At 68.0% G+C, this 22,684-nt stretch carries 20 protein-coding genes; 13 read left to right on the forward strand and 7 right to left on the reverse strand.

The window, feature by feature from the left end; all coding sequences use genetic code 11:
* The coding region (locus MELE44368_RS19290; protein WP_409366138.1) for a transglycosylase domain-containing protein at positions 1–2,372 on the reverse strand (2,372 nt) is incomplete at its 3' end.
* A 58-nt stretch (positions 2,373–2,430) separates the two neighbouring features.
* Complete coding sequence (locus MELE44368_RS19295) at positions 2,431–2,874, reverse strand: DUF5318 domain-containing protein (RefSeq protein WP_128109980.1); 444 nt, start codon at positions 2,872–2,874, stop codon at positions 2,431–2,433.
* Positions 2,875–2,997: 123 nt separating this feature from the next.
* On the opposite strand from MELE44368_RS19295, the gene MELE44368_RS19300 reads away from it, so the two are divergent.
* From MELE44368_RS19300 to MELE44368_RS19320, 5 genes are all read left to right on the forward strand, one after another.
* Entirely contained in the window at positions 2,998–3,831 is an 834-nt protein-coding gene (locus MELE44368_RS19300) for a DUF1707 SHOCT-like domain-containing protein (protein WP_128109999.1), read from the forward strand.
* Positions 3,832–3,941: 110 nt separating this feature from the next.
* The gene (locus tag MELE44368_RS19305; protein WP_046754667.1) at positions 3,942–4,487 is read left to right on the forward strand and encodes a PadR family transcriptional regulator; all 546 of its coding nucleotides are present in this window, start codon (positions 3,942–3,944) and stop codon (positions 4,485–4,487) included.
* A gap of 38 nt (positions 4,488–4,525) precedes the next feature.
* Positions 4,526–5,632, forward strand: a complete 1,107-nt coding sequence (locus MELE44368_RS19310) for an inositol-3-phosphate synthase (RefSeq protein ID WP_128109981.1) — start codon at positions 4,526–4,528, stop codon at positions 5,630–5,632.
* 93 nt (positions 5,633–5,725) lie between these two features.
* Positions 5,726–6,625, forward strand: coding sequence for an Rv0045c family esterase (locus MELE44368_RS19315; protein ID WP_128109982.1), 900 nt, complete (start codon positions 5,726–5,728; stop codon positions 6,623–6,625).
* Between the two features lie 141 nt (positions 6,626–6,766).
* Positions 6,767–8,842: a PhoX family protein gene (locus MELE44368_RS19320; RefSeq protein WP_128109983.1), complete on the forward strand. Its 2,076-nt coding sequence runs from the start codon at positions 6,767–6,769 to the stop codon at positions 8,840–8,842.
* A 69-nt stretch (positions 8,843–8,911) separates the two neighbouring features.
* Here MELE44368_RS19320 and MELE44368_RS19325 read toward each other — a convergent pair whose 3' ends face one another.
* The gene (locus tag MELE44368_RS19325) at positions 8,912–9,157 is read right to left on the reverse strand and encodes a hypothetical protein (RefSeq protein ID WP_128109984.1); all 246 of its coding nucleotides are present in this window, start codon (positions 9,155–9,157) and stop codon (positions 8,912–8,914) included.
* Between the two features lie 94 nt (positions 9,158–9,251).
* On the reverse strand, positions 9,252–10,436 hold the full coding sequence (locus MELE44368_RS19330) for a phosphotransferase (RefSeq protein WP_128109985.1): 1,185 nt from the start codon (positions 10,434–10,436) through the stop codon (positions 9,252–9,254).
* 86 nt (positions 10,437–10,522) lie between these two features.
* Here MELE44368_RS19330 and MELE44368_RS19335 point away from each other — a divergent pair, with 86 nt between their 5' ends.
* From MELE44368_RS19335 to MELE44368_RS19355, 5 genes are read left to right on the forward strand one after another with little or no spacing between them, the layout of a single operon-like run.
* Positions 10,523–11,314, forward strand: a complete 792-nt coding sequence (locus MELE44368_RS19335) for an LLM class F420-dependent oxidoreductase (RefSeq protein ID WP_206613809.1) — start codon at positions 10,523–10,525, stop codon at positions 11,312–11,314.
* A 60-nt stretch (positions 11,315–11,374) separates the two neighbouring features.
* Complete coding sequence (locus MELE44368_RS19340) at positions 11,375–12,055, forward strand: GntR family transcriptional regulator (protein WP_046753594.1); 681 nt, start codon at positions 11,375–11,377, stop codon at positions 12,053–12,055.
* Positions 12,056–12,099: 44 nt separating this feature from the next.
* Positions 12,100–13,863: an ABC transporter substrate-binding protein/permease gene (locus MELE44368_RS19345; RefSeq protein ID WP_128109987.1), complete on the forward strand. Its 1,764-nt coding sequence runs from the start codon at positions 12,100–12,102 to the stop codon at positions 13,861–13,863.
* A complete protein-coding gene (locus MELE44368_RS19350; protein WP_064927708.1) occupies positions 13,863–14,627 on the forward strand; it encodes an amino acid ABC transporter ATP-binding protein in 765 nt (254 codons plus the stop codon). The genes MELE44368_RS19345 and MELE44368_RS19350 overlap by 1 nt, the downstream gene beginning before the upstream one ends.
* A 56-nt stretch (positions 14,628–14,683) precedes the next feature.
* Positions 14,684–15,127 (forward strand): MarR family winged helix-turn-helix transcriptional regulator, encoded by a 444-nt coding sequence (locus MELE44368_RS19355; protein ID WP_046753591.1) that lies wholly within the window; start codon positions 14,684–14,686, stop codon positions 15,125–15,127.
* Positions 15,128–15,140: 13 nt separating this feature from the next.
* Here the strand turns inward: MELE44368_RS19355 and ggh are convergent, their stop codons facing one another.
* The gene (gene ggh, locus MELE44368_RS19360; RefSeq protein ID WP_128109988.1) at positions 15,141–16,481 is read right to left on the reverse strand and encodes a glucosylglycerate hydrolase; all 1,341 of its coding nucleotides are present in this window, start codon (positions 16,479–16,481) and stop codon (positions 15,141–15,143) included.
* A 54-nt stretch (positions 16,482–16,535) separates the two neighbouring features.
* On the opposite strand from ggh, the gene MELE44368_RS19365 reads away from it, so the two are divergent.
* Entirely contained in the window at positions 16,536–17,207 is a 672-nt protein-coding gene (locus tag MELE44368_RS19365) for an SDR family oxidoreductase (protein ID WP_128109989.1), read from the forward strand.
* 10 nt (positions 17,208–17,217) lie between these two features.
* Here MELE44368_RS19365 and MELE44368_RS19370 read toward each other — a convergent pair whose 3' ends face one another.
* Together MELE44368_RS19370 and leuS are read right to left on the reverse strand one after the other, a co-directional pair.
* A complete protein-coding gene (locus tag MELE44368_RS19370) occupies positions 17,218–18,099 on the reverse strand; it encodes a PDDEXK-like endonuclease domain-containing protein (protein ID WP_046753589.1) in 882 nt (293 codons plus the stop codon).
* 96 nt (positions 18,100–18,195) lie between these two features.
* Entirely contained in the window at positions 18,196–21,060 is a 2,865-nt protein-coding gene (gene leuS, locus MELE44368_RS19375; protein ID WP_128109990.1) for a leucine--tRNA ligase, read from the reverse strand.
* 176 nt (positions 21,061–21,236) lie between these two features.
* Between leuS and MELE44368_RS19380 the strand changes: the two genes are divergently transcribed.
* Positions 21,237–22,235, forward strand: coding sequence for an LpqN/LpqT family lipoprotein (locus MELE44368_RS19380; protein ID WP_128109991.1), 999 nt, complete (start codon positions 21,237–21,239; stop codon positions 22,233–22,235).
* Between the two features lie 93 nt (positions 22,236–22,328).
* On the forward strand, positions 22,329–22,682 hold the full coding sequence (locus tag MELE44368_RS19385) for a hypothetical protein (protein ID WP_128109992.1): 354 nt from the start codon (positions 22,329–22,331) through the stop codon (positions 22,680–22,682).
* Positions 22,683–22,684 lie beyond the last annotated feature (2 nt).

Consider the following 22,684-nt stretch of genomic DNA (forward strand, 5'->3'; position numbering starts at 1 on the left):
GCGGGCGCGGGCGGACCCGCGGGCACGGTGGTGGGCGGTCCCCACGGGATCGTGATGCCGGGCGCTATCTCGAGAGTCGGCTGGATGACCGTCTCCGACGGCGGCGTGGTCGGCGACGGCTCCGAGGGTTCGGTGGTTCGCGGTGCGACCGGGGCCCGTGGCACCCCCGCATAGCCGCCGATCTCCTCGGGTTTGGGGAACGTCTCGACGTCGGTGCCCTTCAACGCCCCGTCCATGGTGGCCTTCCAGATGTCCGACGGCAGACCCGAACCGTAAACCGGTGAGCCCCACTTGGTTTCCAGCGGTTTGGTACCGTCGACAGTGCCCACCCAGACCGCCGTCGACAACGACGGCGTGAACCCCACCATCCAGGCGTCGCGGTTGTCGCCGGTGTCGCCCAGCTGGTTGGTGCCCGTCTTCGCCGCCGAAGGCCGCCCGCCGGCCAACGCATGGCCGTTAGAGTACGCGGCGATGGGCTGCATCGCCGCGGTCACGTTGTCGGCGACCTTCTTCTCGATGCGCTGCTCGCCCTCGGTGTCCTGCTGCGACGCGTCGAACAACACGTCGCCTTCGGAGTTCACCACTTTCTGCACGAAGTGCGGCTTGTGGTACACGCCCGACGCCGCAAGTGTGGCGTACGCCGAGGCCATGTCGATCACTCGAGTCTGATACTGGCCCAACACGATTCCGTTGTTCGGCGGGCCGCCCTGGCCGTCCTCGGACAGGGTGTGTTCGACACCGGGGAAGCTTTCGGCGATGCCGGCCTGGTGGGCCGCCTCGGCGACGTCCTCGGGGCCGTTCTTCAGTTTCAGCATCAGCCGGTAGTAGCTGGTGTTCAGCGACCGCTTCAGCGCCTCGGCGATGTTGCAGGTGCCGCAGCTGTTGCCCTCGACGTTGCTGATCTTGATGCCGTTGACCTCCAACGGCGAGCTGTCGACCTGATAGCCCAGGCCCATGCCTTGCTGCAGCGCCGCGATCAACGCGAACACCTTGAACGCCGACCCGGTCGGCAATCCGGCCTGGGCGAAGTCGAAACCGTTGGCGTCGTCGCCGCCGTAGTACGCCTTCACCCCGCCGGTGCGCGGATCGATCGACACGATCGCGGTCCGCATGTCGGGGTCTTGGCCCTCGAGGTACTCCGCGGCGGCCTCCTCAGCGGCCTGCTGCGCCTTGGGATCGATGGTCGTGGTGATCTGCAGACCCTCGGTGTTGAGCGTCTTCTCGGAGATGTCGAACAGGTCGAGAAGCTCCTGTTTGACCTGGCGCTCGATCAGCCCGTTGGGGCCGGTCGTCAAATTCTGCGTCTGCGCCAACTCCGGCGGCAAAGTTTCCGGGAACACCTGAGCGGCACGCTCGCTGGGTGTCAGCGCGCCGATCTCCACCATGCCGTCGAGCACCCAATTCCAGCGGTTCTTGGCGCCTTCGAGGTTCACCGCCGGGTCAAGGCCGGACGGCCGCTGGATGAGCGCCGCGAGCAGCGCACCCTCGGCGACCGTGAGCTGCTCGACCGGCTTGTTGAAGTACGCCTTGGACGCCGCGGCCACCCCGTAGGAGCCGCGCCCGAAGTAGATGATGTTCAGATACGACTGCAGCACTTGGTCTTTGGACCATTCACCCGACATCTTCGTCGAGATGACGAGCTCCTTGGCCTTGCGGATCAAACCGCCAACGCCCGCACGTTCCGAGCCCACCAGTGCGTTCTTCACGTACTGCTGGGTGATCGTGGACCCACCCTGCAGGTTCTCACCCGCCAGGTTGTTCTTGACCGCGCGGGCGAACCCGGTGAACGAGAACCCGGGGTTGGAGTAGAAGTTGCGGTCCTCGGCGGCCATCACCGCGTTGCGCACGTGCACCGGGATCTGGTCGATGTTCACGTCGATCCGGTTGCCTTCGGGCGGAACGATTTTCGCCAGCTCACTGCCGTCGCTGGCGAGGATGGTCGACACCTGGTTGGTCCGGATGTCGCCCGGCTTCGGGACCTCCACGATCAGGTACGCCATCGCGAACGTCACCGTCGGCAGCACCAGGAACAGCACCGCTGCCGCCAACAGGCCGCGGCGCACCCACGTCCAGTTGACCGGCTTGCGCTGGCTGGGCCGCGGTGGCGGTCCACCCGTCGGCGGTCCTCCGCCAGGTGGCCGTCGCGGCGGTGGGGGAGGCGGCGCGGGTTTGGGCGCAGGGGTGCCGTCGAGAGCCGCCTTAACGACGTCGATCGGATCCCGCAGATGCGGCGGTGGCTCGTGCACCGGCGGCAGCACGGAGGTGCGCCGGTCGTCGGGCGCACCCGGTCGCGGACGGTTGGCGGCCGGCGCGTCCTGCGGCGGGCGATGCCGTCCGCCGCCGTCAGCCAGCCTTGATTCGGGCTGGCTCACGCCATCAGCCCCGCGTCCCCCGCGGGGATCGTTGACTGACCGGTCGTGGCGCCCTTCGCTATTCACTGGCCGTGCGCGCACGATCGCGCGCCGTCTGGGTACTCCGCGACGCCCGCCTGCCCCGTGACGGGCCGGTCGGCGGAACAGCGCCGAGTACATACGACTTGACCAGGTGATTCCAACTGCAGGTGCGGCATACCTCCACCACGTGTACCGAAAACTCGTCGTATCGGGACGCCAGCAGGACCAGCTCCTCGGCGGAGCGCGCGGAACCTGACACGGCACCCAGGTGGTCACCGAATACCCACGACACCAAGGTCAGCTGTTCCTTGCGGCAGATCGGGCACATCACCGAACTAGGCTTCCCGTGGAACTTCGCGGCTCGCAGCAGATAGGGGTTGGCGTCACAAACCTCGGAGACGCCGGTGCGCCCCGAATAGACCTCCGCCAGCAGGGACCGTCGCCGAAGCGCGTAGTCCACCACCTGTCGCTGCAATCGCACGAGGACCAGAGTACGTCGGTGCGGAGGAGACCGAGGCGCGACGTGCTTCGCCCCGCGACATCGAAAACCATCTCTTACGATCTCGTCGTGGCTTCTGGCAGCTCAGCGTGGCGGACATCGGGGATGCGGGCCAAAGACAGCGACCGGGCCGAGATCTGCCAGATTCTCGACACCGCCCTGGCCGACGGGCAGTTGTCGATGACCGAGCACGGCGAACGCGTGAAATCCGCCACTGCCGCCACGACGCTGGGTCAACTGCAGGACCTGGTGGCCGATCTGCAGAACGCCAAGACGCCCGCGGTCCCGATGATCACCAAAGTGGTCAACCGGCAGGTGGCCCAGCCGGTCAACTGGGGCATCCGCCTCGCGGTGGCGGGCGTGCTGGTGGTCGTGGGCATCGCGATCGGCTGGGGTCTGTTCGGGGGAAGCTCCTCACCGCTGGGCGCCTCCGCCGATCCCGGCGCCAAACCGGACGGCATCGCGCCCGTCGTGCTCACCCCGCCTCGACAACTGCACTCTCTGGGCGGCCTCACCGGCCTGCTGCAGCAGACGAAGGACCGGTTCGGCGACACCACCGGGTACCGGTTGACCGTGTATCCGGAGTACGCGGTGCTGAGCCGGCCGGACCCGAACGAGGACCGACGCGAGCTCAACTACACCTACCGCGGCGGCTGGGACGATCCGTCGTCGTCGTCCAAGAGCAGCAACGCCAGGGTGGTGGACCTGGGCCGGTTCGACGTCAAGACGGTCGTCGGGGTGCTGCGCGGCGCGCCGGAAACGCTCGGGATCAAGCCGGCGGACGTGACCAGCACGTATCTGACCGTCGACCCCACCAGCGACCCGGCCACACCGGACGATGTGTCGGTCTCGGTGTACGTCTCGAGCGATTTCGGCGGCGGTCACATCGAGTTGGCCCCGGACGGCAGGGTCAAGCGGATCAGCTATCCGTCGGGGTAGGGCAGGCGTTCGCGTACGGGCCACCCGCAGTTCGCGTCGAATATATCGGCGCGATACTATGGGCCGAGGTGTCGAGCCGCCGTAACGGACGAGCAAAGGAGGTGTCCCCGGTGCTTGAATTGGCCATCCTGGGACTCCTGCTGGAGTCTCCGATGCACGGCTACGAACTCCGCAAGAGATTGACGGGGCTGCTCGGGGCGTTTCGCGCGTTCTCCTACGGCTCGCTGTACCCGGCGCTGCGCCGGATGCAGGCCGACGGGCTGATCGTGGAAGATCCGGCTCCGGACGGCACCCCGAAGATGCGTCGCGCCCGGCGCGTCTACCGGCTTACCGACGCCGGTAAGCAGCGTTTCGCCGAACTGGTGGCCGATACCGGCCCCCAGAACTACTCCGACGACGGGTTCGGCGTGCACCTCGCGTTCTTCAATCGCACCCCGGCCGAGGCCCGGATGCGGATTCTCGAGGGACGCCGCCGTCAGGTGGAGGAACGCCGCGAAGGCCTGCGTGAAGCAGTTGCGCGGGCAAGCAGCTCGATCGACCGGTACACCCGCCAGCTTCACCAGCTCGGGTTGGAATCCAGTGAGCGCGAAGTCAAGTGGCTCAACGAGTTGATCGCGGCCGAACAGCTGGCGCAGAGGCGCGCCGAGCAGCCGTAAGGCATTTACGAGTTAGTACGAAGGGAAGAGTTCGTGTCATGAGTGAGCACATCGGAGCCGGCGCGCCGGCGACACCAAACGCGGAAGTGCGGGTCGCGATTGTCGGTGTGGGTAACTGTGCCGCCTCGCTGGTCCAGGGCGTGCAGTACTACCAGGACGCCGATGAGACGGCCACCGTACCCGGGCTCATGCATGTGCGACTCGGCCCGTATCACGTCCGCGACGTGAAGTTCGTCGCGGCCTTCGACGTCGACGCCAAGAAGGTCGGGTTCGACCTGTCCGAGGCGATCTTCGCGTCGGAGAACAACACCATCAAGATCGCCGACGTCCCGCCGACGAACGTGACGGTGCAGCGCGGCCCGACGCTCGACGGCATCGGCAAGTACTACGCCGACACCATCGAGGTGTCCGACGTCGACCCCGTCGACGTGGTACAGGTGCTCAAGGAGAACAACGTCGACGTGCTGGTGTCCTACCTGCCGGTGGGCTCCGAGGAGGCCGACAAGTTCTACGCCCAGTGCGCGATCGACGCCGGGGTGGCGTTCGTCAACGCGCTGCCGGTGTTCATCGCCAGCGACCCGGTGTGGGCCAAGAAGTTCGCCGACGCCGGCGTGCCGATTGTGGGCGACGACATCAAGAGCCAGATCGGCGCGACGATCACCCACCGGGTGATGGCCAAGCTGTTCGAGGATCGCGGCGTGCAGCTGGACCGCACCATGCAGCTCAACGTCGGCGGCAACATGGACTTCCTCAACATGCTCGAGCGCGAGCGGCTGGAGTCCAAGAAGATCTCCAAGACCCAGGCCGTCACGAGCAACCTGCAGCGCGAGTTCAAGACCAAGGACGTCCATATCGGCCCGTCCGATCACGTCGGCTGGCTCGACGACCGCAAATGGGCCTACGTGCGCCTGGAGGGACGCGCGTTCGGCGATGTGCCGCTGAACCTGGAGTACAAGCTCGAGGTGTGGGATTCGCCGAACTCGGCGGGCGTGATCATCGACGCGGTGCGGGCGGCCAAGATCGCCAAGGACCGCGGCATCGGTGGTCCCGTGGAAGCCGCGTCGGCCTACCTGATGAAGAGCCCGCCCAAGCAGCTGCCCGACGACATCGCGCGAGCGCAGCTGGAGACCTTCATCGAAGGCTGACCTTCCCTTTGCGATCCCTTTGCGATTCGGTGGAGTCCTGCCCGCGGTGAGCGCGGCTGGGGCTCCACCGAGCGCGTTTTGTACTGTTTCGCTGTGAGCGACATAAGTCCCGACGACGAGCTGGCCTCCCTCGACGAGTTCACCTTCCTCAAGGAGAACGCGCGCCAAGCCGGCGTCGACACCGTGCCGCCGGTGGCCCGCGTCGACGCCGGACCGATCAGCGCGCTGAAGTTCGGGGACGCCGCGCCGCGGGTGGTGTACCTGCACGGCGGCGGACAGAACGCCCACACCTGGGACACCGTCGCCGTCGGTCTCGGTGAGCCGGCGTTGGCGCTGGACCTGCCGGGTCACGGCCGATCGGCGTGGCGCGAGGACGGCGACTACGGCCCGAAGCTCAACGCGGTCACCGTCGAACCGGTGCTGCGTGAGCTCGCGCTCAAGGCCGACCTGGTCGTCGGGATGTCGCTCGGCGGGTTGACGGCGCTGCGGCTGGCGGTCTCCGCGCCGGCGCTGGTGCCGCGGCTGGTGCTCGTCGACGTGACCCCGTCGGCGCCGGAACGCCACACCGAGATGAGCGACGCCCAGAAGGGCACCGTCGCGCTGGTGCAGGGCCCGCGGACGTTCGAAAGCTTCGACGCGATGCTCGAGCTGACCGTCGCGGCCGCTCCGCACCGCGACCGGGAGTCGTTGCGTCGCGGGGTTTTCCACAACGCCAAGCGGCTCGACGACGGCACCTGGACGTGGCGTTACGACGACATCCGCAAGGGCGAGGGGTTCGAGGGCCTCTGGGACGACGTGCCGCGGCTCACCACGCCGACGACGCTGGTGCGCGGTGCCAAGTCGTTCTTCGTCAACGGCGACGACGCGGCCGAGTTCGCCCGTCGGGCACCGGGTTTCCGTGATGTGCGCATCGTCGAAGACTCCGGGCACTCGGTACAGAGCGACCAGCCGGGCAAGCTGATCGAGATCCTGCGCGAGGTGCTCGCCGAGTAGCGCTCTCGCCGTAGCGCGAGCGACCGCTGTTGTACGTCTTTTGGCGGCGTGTCGCCATACAAACGCGGTCGCTCGCGCAGGATGGCGGCGTTGGTCTGATGTTCACCGCCTGCTAACCGGGCTCTCGTAAGTTCCTCCGCCGTGGCCCTCATTCCGTTGAACCTGTTCGTTTCCCACAACGGCAAGTCCAAGCGTCAGCATGTGACATGCCTCTACAAGTGCGGCGATGCCTGCTCCAAGCCGGTACCCAACACCAGCGACAACGAGTACTTCGGCGACGTCGTCAAAGCCGTCTCGCGGCGCTCCGTACTGCGGGCGAGCGGCATCGCGGTGCTGGCGGTCGGCGCGGGCTCGGCATTGGCCGCGTGCGGCACCGACGATCCGCCCGCTGCCGCGCCGACGTCGTCGGCGGCGCCCCCCGATCCGCCGGTCGGTATGCGGTTCGCTTCGGTCCCCCCTAACAGCGAAGACGTCGTCGTCATCCCTGAGGGCTACGAGCAGTCCGTGGTGATCAGCTGGGGCGACCCGATCCTCGACGGCGCACCGCAATTCGACGTCAACAACCAGACGGGTGCCGCGCAACGCGGCCAATTCGGCTTCAACAACGACTTCGCCGGGTTGCTCCCGATCCCGGCTGATTTGGCTGGTCAGCCCAACCGCTTCCTACTGGTGACCAACTTCGAGTACGTCGACCCGATCTTCATGTTCCCCGGCTTCGACAAGCCCACTCGCGAGCAATTCGACGTCGAGATCGCCGCAGTCGGCATGGGCGTCGTCGAGGTCGAGCGCACACCGCAAGGTCTGAAGCCCGTCATGGGCCGCTACAACCGGCGCATCACCGCCGACACCCCGCACACGCTGACGGGTCCCGCAGCGGGCACCGACTTCGTCAAGACCGCCGCGGACCCGACCGGGCGCACGGTGGCGGGCACGTTCGCCAACTGCGCCGGTGGTGTAACCCCCTGGGGCACAGTGCTGTCGGGCGAAGAGAATTTCCAGGACTACTTCGGCGCCGCCGAAGGCTCCCCGAAGCCGGGTCCCGTCGACACCGACCGGTTGGATCGGTACGGCATCTCTCTGGAGCCGACCGCGTTGCTGTGGGAGACCTTCGACCCCCGTTTCGATCTGACCAAGACACCCAACGAGCCCAACCGGTTCGGCTACGTCGTCGAACTCAACCCGTGGGATCCGACGTCGACGCCGGTCAAGCATTCCGCGATGGGCCGACTCAAGCACGAGGGCGCAAACGTCTACGTCACCGACGACGGTTCCGTCGTCGCCTACACCGGAGACGACGAGCGCTTCGATTACATGTACAAGTTCGTCTCCAGCCGCAAGGTGCAGCCGGGAACCGAACCGGCGGCGATGGCCAACAACATGGCGATCCTCGACGAGGGCACGCTGTATGTGGCCAAGCTGTCCAGCGACGTGCCCGCCGATGAGATCGACGGCTCCGGTAGGCCGCCATCGGGCGGTTCCTTCCGCGGCACGGGCACCTGGTTGCCGCTGCTGCGATCCGGCCCGGAAGGTCGCGCCGAGTCGCTGGTCGACGGCTTCTCGCCGGTGGAGGTCGCCGTCTTCACCCGAATGGCCGCCGACAAGGTCGGCGCCACCAAGATGGACCGGCCGGAAGACGTCGAGGCCAACCCGAAGACCGGCAAGGTCTACGTTGCGCTGACCAACAACGACGAGCGCGGCGCCGACGGCGAACCAGGGCCCGATGCGGCCAATCCGCGCAACGACAACAAGAGCGGGCAGATCCTCGAGATCACCGACGACCACGCCGGTACGAACTTCACCTGGGAACTGCTGCTGGTGTGCGGGGATCCGGCGGCCGCCGACACCTACTACGGCGGGTTCGACAAGACCAAGGTCAGCCCGATCTCCTGCCCGGACAATCTGGCCTTCGACAGTCACGGCAACCTGTGGATCTCCACCGACGGCAACGCGCTGGACTCCAACGACGGGTTGTTCGCCGTCGCGCTGAACGGGCCGAACCGCGGCGAGACCAAGCAGTTCCTCACCGTTCCGCTCGGTGCGGAGACGTGCGGTCCCGTAGTCACCGACGACCTTGTCACCGTGTGCGTCCAGCATCCGGGTGAGCACGACGACAACAGCATCGACGCCCCGCTGTCGCGCTGGCCCGAGGGCGGCAACGGCACGGCGCGGCCGTCGGTGGTTGCGGTGTGGAAGTCGAACGGGAATATCGGTGTCTAGCGTGCACTAGCTTAGCTAGCGACGAAAGCGGCGGCGCTAGAAGCGCCGCCGCTGCTCGCCGCCGTAAACTCAGCTGTCCCAGTAACTTCCGCTGTCGACGCTGTCGTAGAGGCCGTGGAACTCCTGCGGGATGTTCAGCTGCATCGGCCCCTCGAGATACGGGACATCGGCCGAGAGTTGGACATTCACGCTCGCCGGGTGCGGCGCTGCGACAACGGGTCCGACGCCGGCGTGAGCGGCGCCCGCCCCCGCGACCCCGAGACCGGTGAGCGCGGCGCCCATGGTCAGCACCTTCCAAGTGGCCGTGCGTTTCATTGTGTGCTCCTTCTTCGTGGATGGGTCGTTCCCCCGACATGTCCAATTTCTCGTGCTGCCGTGAAGGCAGAAGGAGAGCAAGATGAGCGTCTTCTCATCCGGCGCTCGCCAGCCATTTCTTCGCCAGTTCGAGCCGCGCCACGGTGTGCTCGGGCCAGCGGGGGTGCTGGATGCGGAACGGGCCGGTGGCCAGGCCGAGCAGCGCCGCGGCGGTGCGCTGCCGTAGCTGCCGAGGCGGAACCCGTCGATCAGCGTGGGCCAGCACCTCGGCCGCGTACCGTCCCGCGGTCGGATGCCATTGGTCGTCGAGATCCAGCCCCGACAGGTGCGCGAGCAGCATCGCCCACTCGTCGATACGTTCACCGGGTCCTGCGGTGTCCAAATCGACCAACCCGGTGATCCGTTCACCGCGGGTCAGCAGTTGGCCCTCGTAGAAGTCGCCGTGCACCGGCACCACCGGCCCCGGCGTCTCCTCGACGGTGTGCAGCGCGTCGACGAGGTCGTCCAGTTCGGCCAGCACCGCAGGCTCGTCGGCCGCGGCCCACCGCAGCGCCGCCGCATTGTCGTCGACGAGCTGCAGATGCGAGCGTCGCCGCGGCATCGCCGTCAGCTCGGCGGGCAGCGCGTCCAACAGCGCTTCCAGCGCCTCGGGCGGCGGCGCAACGGCGCCGTCGGCGAGCACGCTGCGCAGCGGCGTTCCCGGCGCTTCGGGCAGCACGATCATCCCGTCCGCGCTGAACCCCGCCACCGGCGGAACCGGCAGGTGCGCGCTGGCCAGGTCATGACGGGCACGCACGTGCGTCGCCGCCGAGGGCCTCACCACCTTGAGAAACCACGTGCGTTCGCTGTCACGCACCTGAAGCACCGCGCGCTGCGCGGGCCGGTACGCACGTACCCGGATATCGGTCACTTCCGTTGTGCCCAACCCGAGTTCGCGAAGCACCCCCGGGTCGGTGGCCGCCGCGAGCGCAGGCAACGCCGGATCCTGCGGCCACCGCCAGATGCCGATCTCCACCGGTTCACCGAGATGCTCGCCGGCGACCACGGCGGCGCCCTGCGGGATGTGGCTACCGGTGGTGGCGGCAAGAATCTCCGTCGTGCGGCTGCCGTCGGCGCGACGCACGGCCGCCCAGTACATGACGGTCGCCGCACCGCTCGGCCGCACGTTGACGTGCCCGGGCTGCAGGTGTTCGAGCTCGCCGCCGTACTGCGCGAGGGCAGCGGCCAGCACGTCGGGTGCGTGCGGGCCCAGTAGGAGGTTCAACGCCGGTGAAGCCATGACACCAAGGGTGGTCGCCGACGCGGAATCGCAGATGAACGTCAGATGAGAGTACTCTCATCTCAGCGCGCAAGTACGTTGAGATGGTGAGCTTCCCCATCCGCATCGGTGTGCAACTACAGCCGCAACATTCCCCGCAATACCACTACATCCGCGACGCGGTGCGTCGCTGTGATGACCTGGGCGTCGACGTCGCGTTCAACTGGGACCACTTCTTCCCGCTGTACGGCGATCCCGAAGGAGCGCACTACGAATGCTGGACGATGCTGGGCGCCTGGGCCGAGCAGACCTCCCGCATCGAGATCGGCGCGCTGGTGTCGTGCAACTCGTACCGCAACCCCGAGCTGCTGGCCGACATGGCCCGCACCGTCGACCACCTCAGCGACGGGCGGTTGATCCTGGGCGTCGGGTCGGGCTGGAAACAGAAGGATTACGACGAGTACGGCTACGAGTTCGGCACCGCGGGCAGCCGGCTCGACGACCTGGCCACCGGGCTGCCCCGCATCGCGTCGCGGATGGCCAAGCTGAACCCGCCGCCCACCCGCAACATCCCCGTGCTGATCGGTGGCGAGGGTGAACGCAAGACGCTGCGGCTGGTGGCCCGTCACGCCGACATCTGGCACACCTTCAGCGGCAGCGCCGGATACCCCCGCAAGGCCGAGATCCTGGCGCGGCACTGTTCGGACGTCAGCCGCGACCCCGATGCGATCGAGCGGTCAGCGGGCGTGTCCGGCAAGACCATCGAGGCGTTGCTCGCCGAAGCCGACGCGCTCGCCGACCTCGGGGTCACCCTGCTCACCGTCGGCGCCAACGGACCCGACTACGACCTCACCGAGGCCGAGGCGCTGTGCCGGTGGCGAGACCGGCGCCAGGGCTGAGCACACCGAACCGGCGGATCGGCTTCATGCATGCGAGAAGCGTGAGACACTGTCGCGGCCATGCCCAAAAAGTATGGGGTCAAAGAGAAAGACCTCGTCGTCTCGTATGTGGTCAACCTGATACTCACCGGCAAACTGCGCTCGGGTGACCGGATCGACCGCAACGAGATCGCGCGCGCCCTCGGCCTGTCCCGGGTGCCCATCCAAGAGGCCGTGGTGCAACTCGAACACGACGGAATTCTGTCCACGCTGTACCACCGCGGCGCCTACGTAGAACCGTTCGACGAGTCCGTGGTGCGGGAACACCACGAGGTGTACGGCGTGCTCAACGGGATCGTGGCCGCCCGCGCCGCGGCCGACCAGAACCCCGCGATCCTCGAGGAACTCGACCGGCTGCTCGACGTCATGCGCAACAACCCGGAGTCGCGCGCCTTCAACGAAGCGGGCTGGGAATTCCGGCGGGTCATCAACGACAAGTACGCCGGGCCGCGGCTGCTGGCGCTGATCCGCGCGTCGCAGGCGCTGGTGCCGCGCGCGTTCTGGGGGGCCTACCAGGGCAGCCACCACGAGATGCTGCCGTTCTACGAGGACGAGGTCGCGGCCATCCATCGCGGCGACGTCGAGGCGGCGCGCGCGGCGTGCGCCGAGCGATCCGAGGTGATGGCCAAGATCATGATCTCGGAGCTGGTGCGCCGTGGGGTCTTCACCCCGTCGGCGCACCCGGCGTTGCGTTCCAATTGAGTTGAAGGCAGCGCCGCGGCGCCGCGGCTCGCTACGTTGCAGGAATGAAGGCAACCGTCGTAGCGCTGATCGCGTTGTTGATCGCCGGCATGGGTTTGGCTCCCCCGGTACGGGCACAGGTCGACCAGTGCGCGCCGCCGGGGATCGCCAGCGCCAGCGCACTGCCCACGAACCTGTCGGCGGCGGCCAAGGGCCCCGAGGAGGACCGCTACACCACGGCCACCGTCGTGCCGCTGGACACCGTCGATGTCGGCGCCCTCGGTCTGAGCACGCCGGGCACGTTGACCGTCGGCACGCTCTCCGACGCGCCGCCGAGCATCTGCATCGACTCGGCTGGCCAGTTCACCGGTTTCGACAACGAGCTGCTGCGTGCGATCGCCGAGAAGCTGGGCCTGCGGATCAACTTCGTAGGCACCGAGTTCTCCGGGCTGCTGGCGCAGGTGGCGTCACGGCGCTTCGACGTCGGCTCGTCGTCGATCACCACGACCGAGGCGCGTCGCCGCACCGTCGGATTCACCAACGGCTACGACTTCGGTTACTTCTCGCTCGTCGTGCCCGCCGGGTCGGCGATCACCGGGTTCGGCGACCTCGCCGCCGGCCAGCGCATCGGCGTCGTGCAGGGCACCGTGCAGGAGTCCTACGTCGTCGACACCCTGGGCCTGCAGCCGGTGATCTATCCCGACTACAACACCGTGTACGCCAGCCTGAAATCCCGTCAGCTCGACGCGTGGGTGGCGCCGTCGCAGCAGGCCGAAGGCACGGTGCAGCCGGGCGACCCCGCCGAGATCATCGAGAACACCTTCAGCTTGGACAACTTCATCGCCTACGCGGTGGCCAGGGAGAACCAACCGCTCATCGACGCGTTGAACGCGGGCCTGGACGCGGTGATCGCCGACGGCACCTGGGCGCGGCTGTATTCCGACTGGGTGCCGCGCGCGCTGCCGCCGGGCTGGAAGCCGGGCTCGAAGGCGTCCCCGACGCCACAACTGCCCGACTTCGACGCGATCGCCGCGCAGCAGCAGGGGTCCGACACCAGCGGACCCGCACAGCAGAAATCGACGCTGTCCCAACTGAAAGACTCGTTCTTGGACTGGAGCCTGTACAAGCAGGCGATCCCGGTCCTGTTCTCCACCGGCCTGCCCAACACGCTGATCCTCACGATCTGCGCGTCGGTGATCGGGCTGGTGCTCGGCATGGTGCTGGCCGTGGCCGGGATCTCGCGGCACCGCCTGTTGCGGTGGCCGGCGCGGGTGTACACCGACATCTTCCGCGGGCTGCCCGAGGTGGTGATCATCCTGCTGATCGGTCTCGGGCTCGGTCCGGTGGTCGGTGATCTGACCGGCAACAACCCGTTTCCGCTCGGCATCGCCGCGCTGGGGCTGATGGCGGCCGCCTACGTCGGGGAGATCTTCCGGTCCGGCATCCAAAGCGTGGAGGCCGGCCAGCTGGAAGCGTCGCGGGCGCTTGGCTTTTCGTACTCGGCGTCGATGCGACTGGTGGTGGTGCCGCAGGGCGTCCGGCGGGTGCTGCCCGCCCTGATGAACCAGTTCATCTCGCTGCTCAAGGCGTCATCGCTGGTGTACTTCCTGGGGTTGGTGGCCGATCAGCGTGAGCTGTTTCAGGTCGGCCGCGACCTCAACGCGCAGACCGGGAACCTGTCCCCGCTCGTCGCCGCGGGCCTGTTCTATCTGGCGTTGACCGTGCCGCTGACCCATCTGGTGAACCACATCGACGCCCGGTTGCGGCGCGGCCGGCCGCCAGCCGAGGAGGACCCGCTCGAGCTGTCGACATCACAGGAGATGATCTGATGGCGCGCACGCGAGGAACAAAAGGGCCCGTAGAGTTTGCGCCGGTATCGTTGGCCGCCAACGACATTCACCTGTCGTTCGGGCCGAACCCGGTGCTGCGCGGCGTGCATCTCGACGTGCCGGCCGGCTCCACCGCGGCGGTGATCGGACCGTCGGGGTCGGGCAAGTCCACACTGCTGCGGACGTTGAACCGGCTCTACGAACCCGACCGCGGCGACATCCTGCTCGACGGGCGTTCGGTGCTCAAGGACAACCCCGACCAGTTGCGTCAGCGCATCGGGATGGTGTTTCAGAGCTTCAACCTGTTTCCGCACCGCAGCGTGCTGGACAACGTGACGCTGGCGCCGCGCAAGCTCAAACGCCTCAGCGCCGACGAGGCCCGCGAGCTCGGAATGGCCCAGTTGGAGCGGGTCGGGTTACGCCACAAGGCCGATGTGCGGCCGACGACTCTATCGGGTGGCCAACAGCAGCGCGTCGCGATCGCCAGAGCCTTGGCGATGGCGCCGCAGGTGATGTTCTTCGACGAGGCCACGTCGGCGCTGGATCCCGAGCTGGTGAAGGGCATCCTGGCGCTCATCGCCGACCTGGGCGCCGACGGGATGACGATGGTCGTGGTGACACATGAGATGGGGTTCGCCCGCTCGACGTCGGACTCCGTGGTGTTCATGGATCACGGACAGGTGGTCGAATCGGGCCCGCCCGAGCAGATCTTCGAGGCCGCAGAGACCGACCGGCTGCAGCGATTCCTGTCTCAAGTTCTGTGAGATGAAATCCGCCGTCATCGAACGTGGCAGGCTCAGACAGGTTAGACTGCCGAATTATGGCCGACGTGGAACCGCAGGTCACGGAGTTGGCCGGGGAGCTGCAGCGGGTGCTCGCCCGGGTCTTCTCCGTGCTGCGGCGCAGCGACACCAACCGCGCGGATGCCGGTGACCTCACGTTGGCGCAGCTGTCGATTCTGCTGACGCTGCTCGATCAAGGGCCGCTGCGGATGACCGATCTGGCCGCCCACGAACGCGTCCGCACACCGACCACCACGGTCGCGATCCGTCGGCTCGAGAAGCTCGGCCTGGTCAAACGCTCCCGCGACCCCTCCGACCTGCGGGCGGTGCTGGTCGACATCACCCCGGAGGGACGGGCGCAGCACCAGGAGGCGCTGGCGGCGCGGCGGGCGCACCTGGCCACGCTGCTTGGCAAGCTCAGCCCCGAAGACCTGGAGACGCTCACCAAAGCCATCGCGCCGCTCGAGCGGCTGGCCGAGTAACCAGCCCGTCGGATCAGCCCAGCCAGTCCAGCACCGCCGCCGCGGTCCACGACTGCTGCATGCTGCCCAGCGGTTCCCCGGTGAACGGTTCGTAGTACTCGGCGAAGCTGCCGTCGCTGGCCTGCCGCAGGCCTTCCTTGCGCAGCAGCCGGGCGCGTTCGGCCCAGCCGCGGCGGGCAAAACACCACGAGAACAGCCACGTCATCACCGGCCACACCGGCCCGCGCCAGTACTCGCGCGGGCGGAAGTCGCGCGACACCGGCGAGGTGGACGGGATGCAGGCGTACTTGAGGTCGGGGTGCCCGCAGAAACGTGGGCCCTCCAGCAGCTTCACCAGCGTGCGTTCCTTGCCGTGGGGAAGCCCCCCGCACAAGAGCGGGGCGAACTGCGCGACCGTTTCGGTGCCCACCCACTTACCGGCTCTGACATCGAAATCCCTTGCGGCGCCGGTTCGTTCGTCGGCGGCGTCGATCACGCCGGCCCGGAACCTCTCGGCCCACTCGTAGAGGTCGCGCACGTCGGCCGTCGGCCGCTTGTAGTCCTCACCGATCTCGGCGAGCACATCACACGCCACGGCAAGGATCGCCGAGACGAACACGTCCTCCACCGCGAAGCTCATCACCTTGGGCAGCAGTTCGTCGTCGTAGCGGGCCAGCTTCATCTCTTCGAGCAGCCACAGGTACCGGTCGTACTCGATGTCGGTGGGGCGCTGGCTGGCGTCGGTGACGATGGTGATGTCGGCGCGTTGGTATTCGGGCAGCACGCCCGGAACGACGTTGGCATAGGCGCTGTCCCAGCGCGGGGAGTTGTCCATGCCGGACTCCCAGCCGTGATACAGCGTCACCCGGCCGCGCGATCGCGGATCGCGGGCCTCGGCCAGCCAGCGGTGCCACCGCACCAGGTTGTCCCAGCGGCGGTCGAGGAACGCCTCGGCGACCGCGCGGGTGGACCGGCCGCGGGTGCGGGCGTGGTCGAGGATGCGTTGCACCGCGATGGCGTGCACCGGCGGCTGGGTGATGCCCGAGGTGAGCCGGTTGCGCGGGGCGTGGGCGGCCAGCGTCTTCGTGGCCCAGCGGGCCGGCCCGGGAAAGTAGCCGTCGACCCCGTTGGCGAACACGATGTGCGGGATCATCCCGTTGCTCCACTGCGCCGACAGCAGGGTGTCGAGCTCCACGACGGCGCGCTCGACGCTCAGCGGCGCCAGCCCGATCGCCACGAACGCGGCGTCCCAGCTCCACATATGCGGGTAGAGCAGCGGCGCGGCCGTCGTCATCGTGCCCAGGTCGTTGCCACGCAGCAGGTACGCCGCGCGGGCGGAGAGCTGCGTCGGCGCGAAGCTGTGATCGGCGGGCATCCGTACCATCATGCGACGGGGTACGGCGGTTTGCAGGTCGGTAGCGTTGACGACATGCCGACCGCAATGATCACCGGGGCCTCGCGCGGTCTCGGGGCGGCCGTCGCGGCCGCGTTGGCGCCCACCCACACCCTGGTTCTGGCGGGCCGGCCGTCGTCGCGGCTGGATGCGGTCGCCGAGCAGCACAAGGCAACCACGCTGAGCGTCGATCTGGCCGACGCCGACGCAATCCCCGCGGCCGTCGAATCCGTCGACGAGCTGGACGTGTTGGTGCACAACGCCGGCGTGGCGTTTCCGGGGAGGGTCGCCGAATCGACCGTCGACGAGTGGCGAACCACCATGGAGGTCAACGTCATCGGCGCGGTGGCGCTCACGTTGGCGCTGCTGCCCGCGCTTCGGGCGGCCGGTGGGCACGTCGTGTTCGTCAACTCCGGCTCGGGCATCAACGCCTCGCCCGGTCTGGCCTCCTATTCGGGAAGCAAGTTCGCGCTGCGCTCGTTCGCCGATTCGCTGCGCAACGACGAACCGTCGCTGCGGGTGACGTCGGTGCATCCCGGCCGGATCGCCACCGAGATGCAGGAGGGGTTGGTCGCCTACGAAGGCGGCACGTACGATCCGGCGCGGTTCCTGTCGCCCGAGACGGTTGCGCGCGTCATCGCCGACACGGTCCATTCGCCGCCGGACGGCCACATCCACGAGGTGATCATCCGCCCACGCGGCCGGTGATTTCGGTGCGCTAACAATCGCTGATCGCTCGTTCGCGCACCGAAATCGCTCGGCGGATGACGGCGATCACCCGATCGGGGTACTCGGTCAGGTCCAGCCAGGTGAACCGCAGCACCTGCCAGCCGAGCAGCATGATGTCGTTCTGCCGCACGCGGTCATGATGAAAGTCATCGGTTGAACTGTGGAATGCCAACCCGTCAGTTTCGACGGCGAGCTTCGCTGCCGGGAATGCGAAGTCAACCTTGTATCCAGCCACGGGATAGTTCGACTTCCACCCGGTGACACCGGCGGCTCGAAGCAGCTTGACCAGGATCCGTTCGGCTTCAGACCGAGCACCGTCGGACGCGGCTTGCAACAGGCGACGCGCCGCCGGGGAACCGTATCGGCCCTTGTTGCGCAGTTGCGCTCGCCATAACTCGCGCAACTCGAGGTCCTTCTGCAATGCCCGATCCATGAGCTTGACTCCACCGGATCGCCGGATCGCAGCCTCGAGAACCGTCAATGGCCTGGCGGTCACGCGAAGCGCCCGCAGCGTGACGACATCCGCGGGATCGAGGTCGCGTCGCCGCAGCCGACTACCGTCATGGCATCGACCATGGCCGTTTCTCGGCATCGTCACGTCCACGATGTTCGGAGCGAACTGGGTCAGACCATGCCACCAAGCGGCGGCCAACCCGCTGGCTACCGCCTGCTGGCCGTAGCCCCAGACCGTTGCGCGAATACGGGCACCGTCCGTGAAGGGGCGGTCGGCGACGAAGTACACGCCGCGCCCGCATCTCTGCCACTTGCCCGCCTGTAGTCGGCGCTGAACCGCGTGCTGGCTGAGGCCCGCCTCACGCGCCTGGTCGAGCGTGATCACACCATCTTGGTCACGCAAATATTCGCTGAGCACACGGGTTTAGACGTTGGCCGGCGGCTCAGCGGTTCCACTCCCCGCGATTTCGGTGCGCAAACCAGCGCTCAGCGATTGTTAGCGCACCGAAATCGCTTAAATAACGATGTTGACCAGGCGGCCGGCCACCACGATCACCTTCTTCGGCGTGGCTCCGCCGAGGAAGGCCTGCACCTTCTCGTCGGCCAGCGCCGCGGCCTCCATCGTGTCGGCGTCGGCGTCGGCGGCGACGGTGATGTGTCCGCGCACCTTCCCGTTCACCTGCACCGGATACTCCACGGTGTCCTCGACGAGGTACTGCGGGTCGGCGACCGGGAACGGTCCGTGCGCCAACGAGGTGTCGTGGCCCATCCGCCGCCAGAGCTCCTCGGCCAGGTGCGGGGCCAGCGGCGCGAGCATCAGCACCAGCGGCTCGACCGCCGCCCGAGCCGTCACGCCCTGCTTGGTCAGGTGGTTGGTGTACTCGATCAGCTTGGCCGCCGCGGTGTTGTTCCGCAGGTTGGTGTAGTCGTCGGTCACCCCCGCGATCGTGCGGTGCAGCAACCGCAGCGTGTCGGTGTCGAGTTTTTGGTCGTCGACGATCAACACCCGACCGCTCTGCTCGTCGACCACCAGCCGCCACACCCGCTGCAGAAACCGGTGTGCACCGACGACGTCCTTGGGGGCCCACGGCCGTGACGCCTCGATCGGTCCCATCGACATCTCGTAGACGCGCAGCGTGTCCGCGCCGTACTCGTCGCAGATCTCGTCGGGGGAGATGGAGTTCTTCAGGCTCTTGCCGATCTTGCCGAACTCCTGGAACACCTCGACTTCGCCGTCGGGGCCGGGCCAGTAGAACTTCCCGTCGCGCTCGACGACCTCGGCGGCGGGCACATACGCGCCGCGCGAATCGGTGTAGGCGTAGGCCTGGATGTAGCCCTGGTTCACCAGCCGCCGGTATGGCTCGCGCGAGCTGATATGGCCGAGGTCGTAGAGCACCTTGTGCCAGAACCGCGCGTACAGCAGGTGCAGCACCGCGTGCTCCACACCTCCGACGTACAGGTCCACCCCGCCCGGATCGTCCGGCCCGTGCACGTCGGGCCGTGGGCCCATCCAGTACGCCTCGTTCTCCTTGGCGCACATGGCTTCTGAATTGTCCGGGTCGGTGTAGCGCAGCTCGTACCACGAGCTACCCGCCCACTGCGGCATGACGTTGGTATCGCGGGTGTAGGGCTTGAGGCCGTCACCGAGATCCAGTTCGACATTCACCCAGTCGGTCGCCTTGGCCAGCGGCGGCGACGGTTCGCTGTCGGCGTCGTCGGGGTCGAACAGCACCGGCGAATAGTCCGGCACATCCGGCAGTTCCACCGGCAACATCGAATCGGGCAGCGGGTGCGCACGACCGTCGGCGTCGTACACGATCGGAAACGGCTCGCCCCAGTATCTTTGGCGCGCAAACAGCCAGTCCCGCAGCTTGTACTCGACGCGGGCCCGACCTCGGCCCTCGGCCTCCAGCCGTTTGGTGATCGCCTCCTTGGCGGCCGCGACGCTGAGCCCGTTGAGATAGTCGGAGTTGATCACCTCACCGTCACCGGTGTACGCACCCTGCGAGATGTCGCCGCCGGCAACGGTTTCCACGATCGGCAAGCCGAACTGCGTGGCGAAGTCCCAGTCGCGCTGGTCACCACCGGGCACGGCCATGATCGCGCCGGTGCCGTAGCCGGCCAGCACGTAGTCGGCGATGAACACCGGAATGCGTTGACCGTTGGCCGGGTTGGTCGCGTACGCGCCGAGGAACACGCCCGTCTTGGTCTTGTTCTCCTGGCGCTCGAGATCCGACTTCGCCGCGATGGACGCTCGATACGCCGCGACCGCCTCACGCGGGGTGGCGGCGCCGAACGTCCAGCGCTGGTCGACGCCGGCGGGCCACTCCGCTGCGACCAACGCGTCGACCATCTCGTGCTCGGGCGCCAGCACCATGTACGTCGCGCCGAACAGGGTGTCCGGCCGCGTGGTGAACACCTCGATATCGCCCGCGTCGGTGGCGAACAGCACCGACGCGCCGGTCGAGCGCCCGATCCAGTTGCGCTGCATGGTCTTGACCTTCTCCGGCCAGTCCAGCAGATCCAGATCGTCGAGCAACCGGTCGGAGTAGGCGGTGATGCGCATCATCCACTGCCGCAACCGTTTCCGGAACACCGGGAAGTTGCCGCGCTCGCTGCGCCCGTCAGAGGTGACCTCTTCGTTGGCCAGCACCGTGCCCAGCCCCGGGCACCAGTTCACCAGCGAGTCGGCGCGATACACCAGCCGGTGGGAGTCGATGACGTCGGCGCGCTCACCGGCGGTCAGCTGCGACCACTCCCGGCCGTCGTCGAGCGTCCTTGCCCCGGAATCGAATTCAGCGATCAGCTCGGAGATGGGCCTGGCCTTGTCGACGGCGGGATCGAACCACGCGTTGTAGATCTGCAGGAAGATCCACTGGGTCCACTTGTAGTAGTCGACGTCGGTGGTGGAGAAGCTGCGCCGTGGGTCGTGCCCGAAGCCGAGCCTGCCGAGCTGACGGCGGAAGTTCTCGATGTTGGCCTCGGTGCGTACCCGCGGATGCGTGCCGGTCTGGATGGCGTACTGCTCGGCGGGCAGGCCGAAGGCGTCAAACCCCAACGCGTGCAACACATTGTGCCCGGTCATTCGGTAGAAGCGCGCGTAGACGTCGGTGGCGATGTAGCCGAGGGGATGTCCGACGTGCAGGCCCTCGCCGGAGGGATACGGGAACATGTCCTGCACGAACATCTTGTCCTCGGGCAGCGGGGTGCCGTCGGGGGGCGCCAGCGACCCGACCGGATTCGGCACCTGAAAGGTGCACGCGTCGGCCCACCGCTGCTGCCAGGCGCGCTCGATCTCCCCGGCCAACTCCGCGGTGTAGCGGTGCTGCGGGGTCTCATCGGCGGCAGCCACGGGCTGAGCGGTCGGCGGTTGGGTCACGTGAACAGGGTATAAGCCCCCGGATTCCGGCCGCGCCGGCCACGGCTTGGTATCGGTTGCATTGCAGAGAAGTCAGAACAAGGTTGCAGGTCGGTTCCGGCTCTGGTGGCTAACGGCCCCGGCTGGATACAGTCGGCGCCTGACGTGCACCGCGCTGTCTGGAAGGACCGACGTCGATGATCGAGATCGCCCGCCGCTGGCGGGTTCTGGCTTCAGGAGCCACCGTCGCGGCCGCTGGGGTGGTGGGTTTCGCGGGCCCCACCGCCTCGGCCGAACCTGCGCTTCCGCAACCCCCGATGCCGGCACCGGCCACCGTGACACAGACGGTGACGGTGGCGCCCAACGCCGCGCCGCAGGCCCTCGGTCAACCCGGTGTGAGTTCGGCCACTGGCGCCGCGCAGGCAGGCGTGGCATCACCCGCAGCCCCCGCGGTCCCCGCCGCGCCCGTCGCCGCTCCTGCCGCTCCCGCCGCTGCTGCGCCCGTCGACACGCCGCCTCCGGTCGCGATCACCCCGGCCGCCTCGGGCACCTTGCGAGAGTTCCTGGAGTCGAAGGGCGTTACCCTCGAACCGCAGAACAGCCAGGGCTTCACGGCGCTCAACATCGTGTTGCCCATGCCGCGCGGCTGGTCCTACGTTCCGGATCCCAACGTTCCCGACGCCTTCGCGGTGATCGCCGACCGGGTCGGCGGCAACGGGCTGTACACGTCGAACGCGGCGGTGACCGTGTACAAGCTGATCGGCGACTTCGATCCGATCGAGGCCATCAGCCACGGGTTCGTCGACAGCCAGCAGCTGCCGGCGTGGCGGTCCACCGACGCGTCGTTCGCCAGCTTCGGCGGCATGCCCTCGGCGTTGATCGAGGGCACCTACCGGGACAACGCGATGACGCTGAACACGTCGCGCCGCCACGTCATCGCCACCGCCGGCCCGGACCGGTACCTGGTCTCGCTGGCCGTGACCACCAGCCTCGACCAGGTCGTTCCGGCCGCCGAGGCCACAGACGCCATCGTCCGAGGCTTCCGGGTGAGCGTGCCCGCCCCCGCCGCTCCCCCGGCCCCCGCTCCTCCGGCTCCCGGCGCTGCCCCGGGTGCCGCGGCCCTGCCCGCCACACCGGCGCTGCCCAGCGTGCCCGCGGCGGCGTCGCAGGCACTTGCGAACACGGGGCCCAGCTAGGGCGCCCCGCGATGGACATGTCCCCCGGGCGAAGCCTGGCGCCCGGGGGACACCATCACGTCCACTCGAAGTGCGGCTCGTATTGTGTGGCCCATGGTCGTCGTCGGAGTGCTGTGCTTCTGCGCCGCGGTCGCGGCCGCGGTCGCCGCGCTGTGGCTGCTGAGCCGGCCCGCCTCCGAGGATCCCGTGCAGCAGGTGCTGCGCTCGCTGGTGCCCACACAGCTGGCAGCCGCGGTGATGCTGGGAGTGGGCGGCGCGGTCGCGCTGGCCACCCAACCCGGCACGGCGCTGCTCGTGGTGATCGTGTGCGTGATCGGGGCGATCGGCACCGTCGGCGCGGGTTGTTGGCAGAGCGCCAAGAGCCTGGCCCGGGTCGGCGCGGGCGCCGGTGAGTCGACGGGCGCGTGCGGCGGCACGTGCGCGACCTGCACGCTGTCGTGTAGCTGAAG

The organism is Mycolicibacterium elephantis DSM 44368 (genome assembly GCF_004014805.1).
Classification (GTDB): Bacteria; Actinomycetota; Actinomycetes; order Mycobacteriales; family Mycobacteriaceae; genus Mycobacterium; species Mycobacterium elephantis.

Excerpts from the sequence above, each read along its gene's own strand:
- MELE44368_RS19300 (WP_128109999.1), top strand. The coding sequence starts at position 2,998 with ATGCGGGCCAAAGACAGCGACCGGGCCGAGATCTGCCAGATTCTCGAC.
- MELE44368_RS19310 (WP_128109981.1), top strand. The coding sequence starts at position 4,526 with ATGAGTGAGCACATCGGAGCCGGCGCGCCGGCGACACCAAACGCGGAA.
- MELE44368_RS19325 (WP_128109984.1), bottom strand. The coding sequence starts at position 9,157 with ATGAAACGCACGGCCACTTGGAAGGTGCTGACCATGGGCGCCGCGCTC.
- MELE44368_RS19330 (WP_128109985.1), bottom strand. The coding sequence starts at position 10,436 with ATGGCTTCACCGGCGTTGAACCTCCTACTGGGCCCGCACGCACCCGAC.
- MELE44368_RS19340 (WP_046753594.1), top strand. The coding sequence starts at position 11,375 with ATGCCCAAAAAGTATGGGGTCAAAGAGAAAGACCTCGTCGTCTCGTAT.
- MELE44368_RS19345 (WP_128109987.1), top strand. The coding sequence starts at position 12,100 with ATGAAGGCAACCGTCGTAGCGCTGATCGCGTTGTTGATCGCCGGCATG.
- MELE44368_RS19350 (WP_064927708.1), top strand. The coding sequence starts at position 13,863 with ATGGCGCGCACGCGAGGAACAAAAGGGCCCGTAGAGTTTGCGCCGGTA.
- MELE44368_RS19355 (WP_046753591.1), top strand. The coding sequence starts at position 14,684 with ATGGCCGACGTGGAACCGCAGGTCACGGAGTTGGCCGGGGAGCTGCAG.
- ggh (WP_128109988.1), bottom strand. The coding sequence starts at position 16,481 with ATGCCCGCCGATCACAGCTTCGCGCCGACGCAGCTCTCCGCCCGCGCG.
- MELE44368_RS19365 (WP_128109989.1), top strand. The coding sequence starts at position 16,536 with ATGCCGACCGCAATGATCACCGGGGCCTCGCGCGGTCTCGGGGCGGCC.
- MELE44368_RS19380 (WP_128109991.1), top strand. The coding sequence starts at position 21,237 with ATGATCGAGATCGCCCGCCGCTGGCGGGTTCTGGCTTCAGGAGCCACC.
- MELE44368_RS19385 (WP_128109992.1), top strand. The coding sequence starts at position 22,329 with ATGGTCGTCGTCGGAGTGCTGTGCTTCTGCGCCGCGGTCGCGGCCGCG.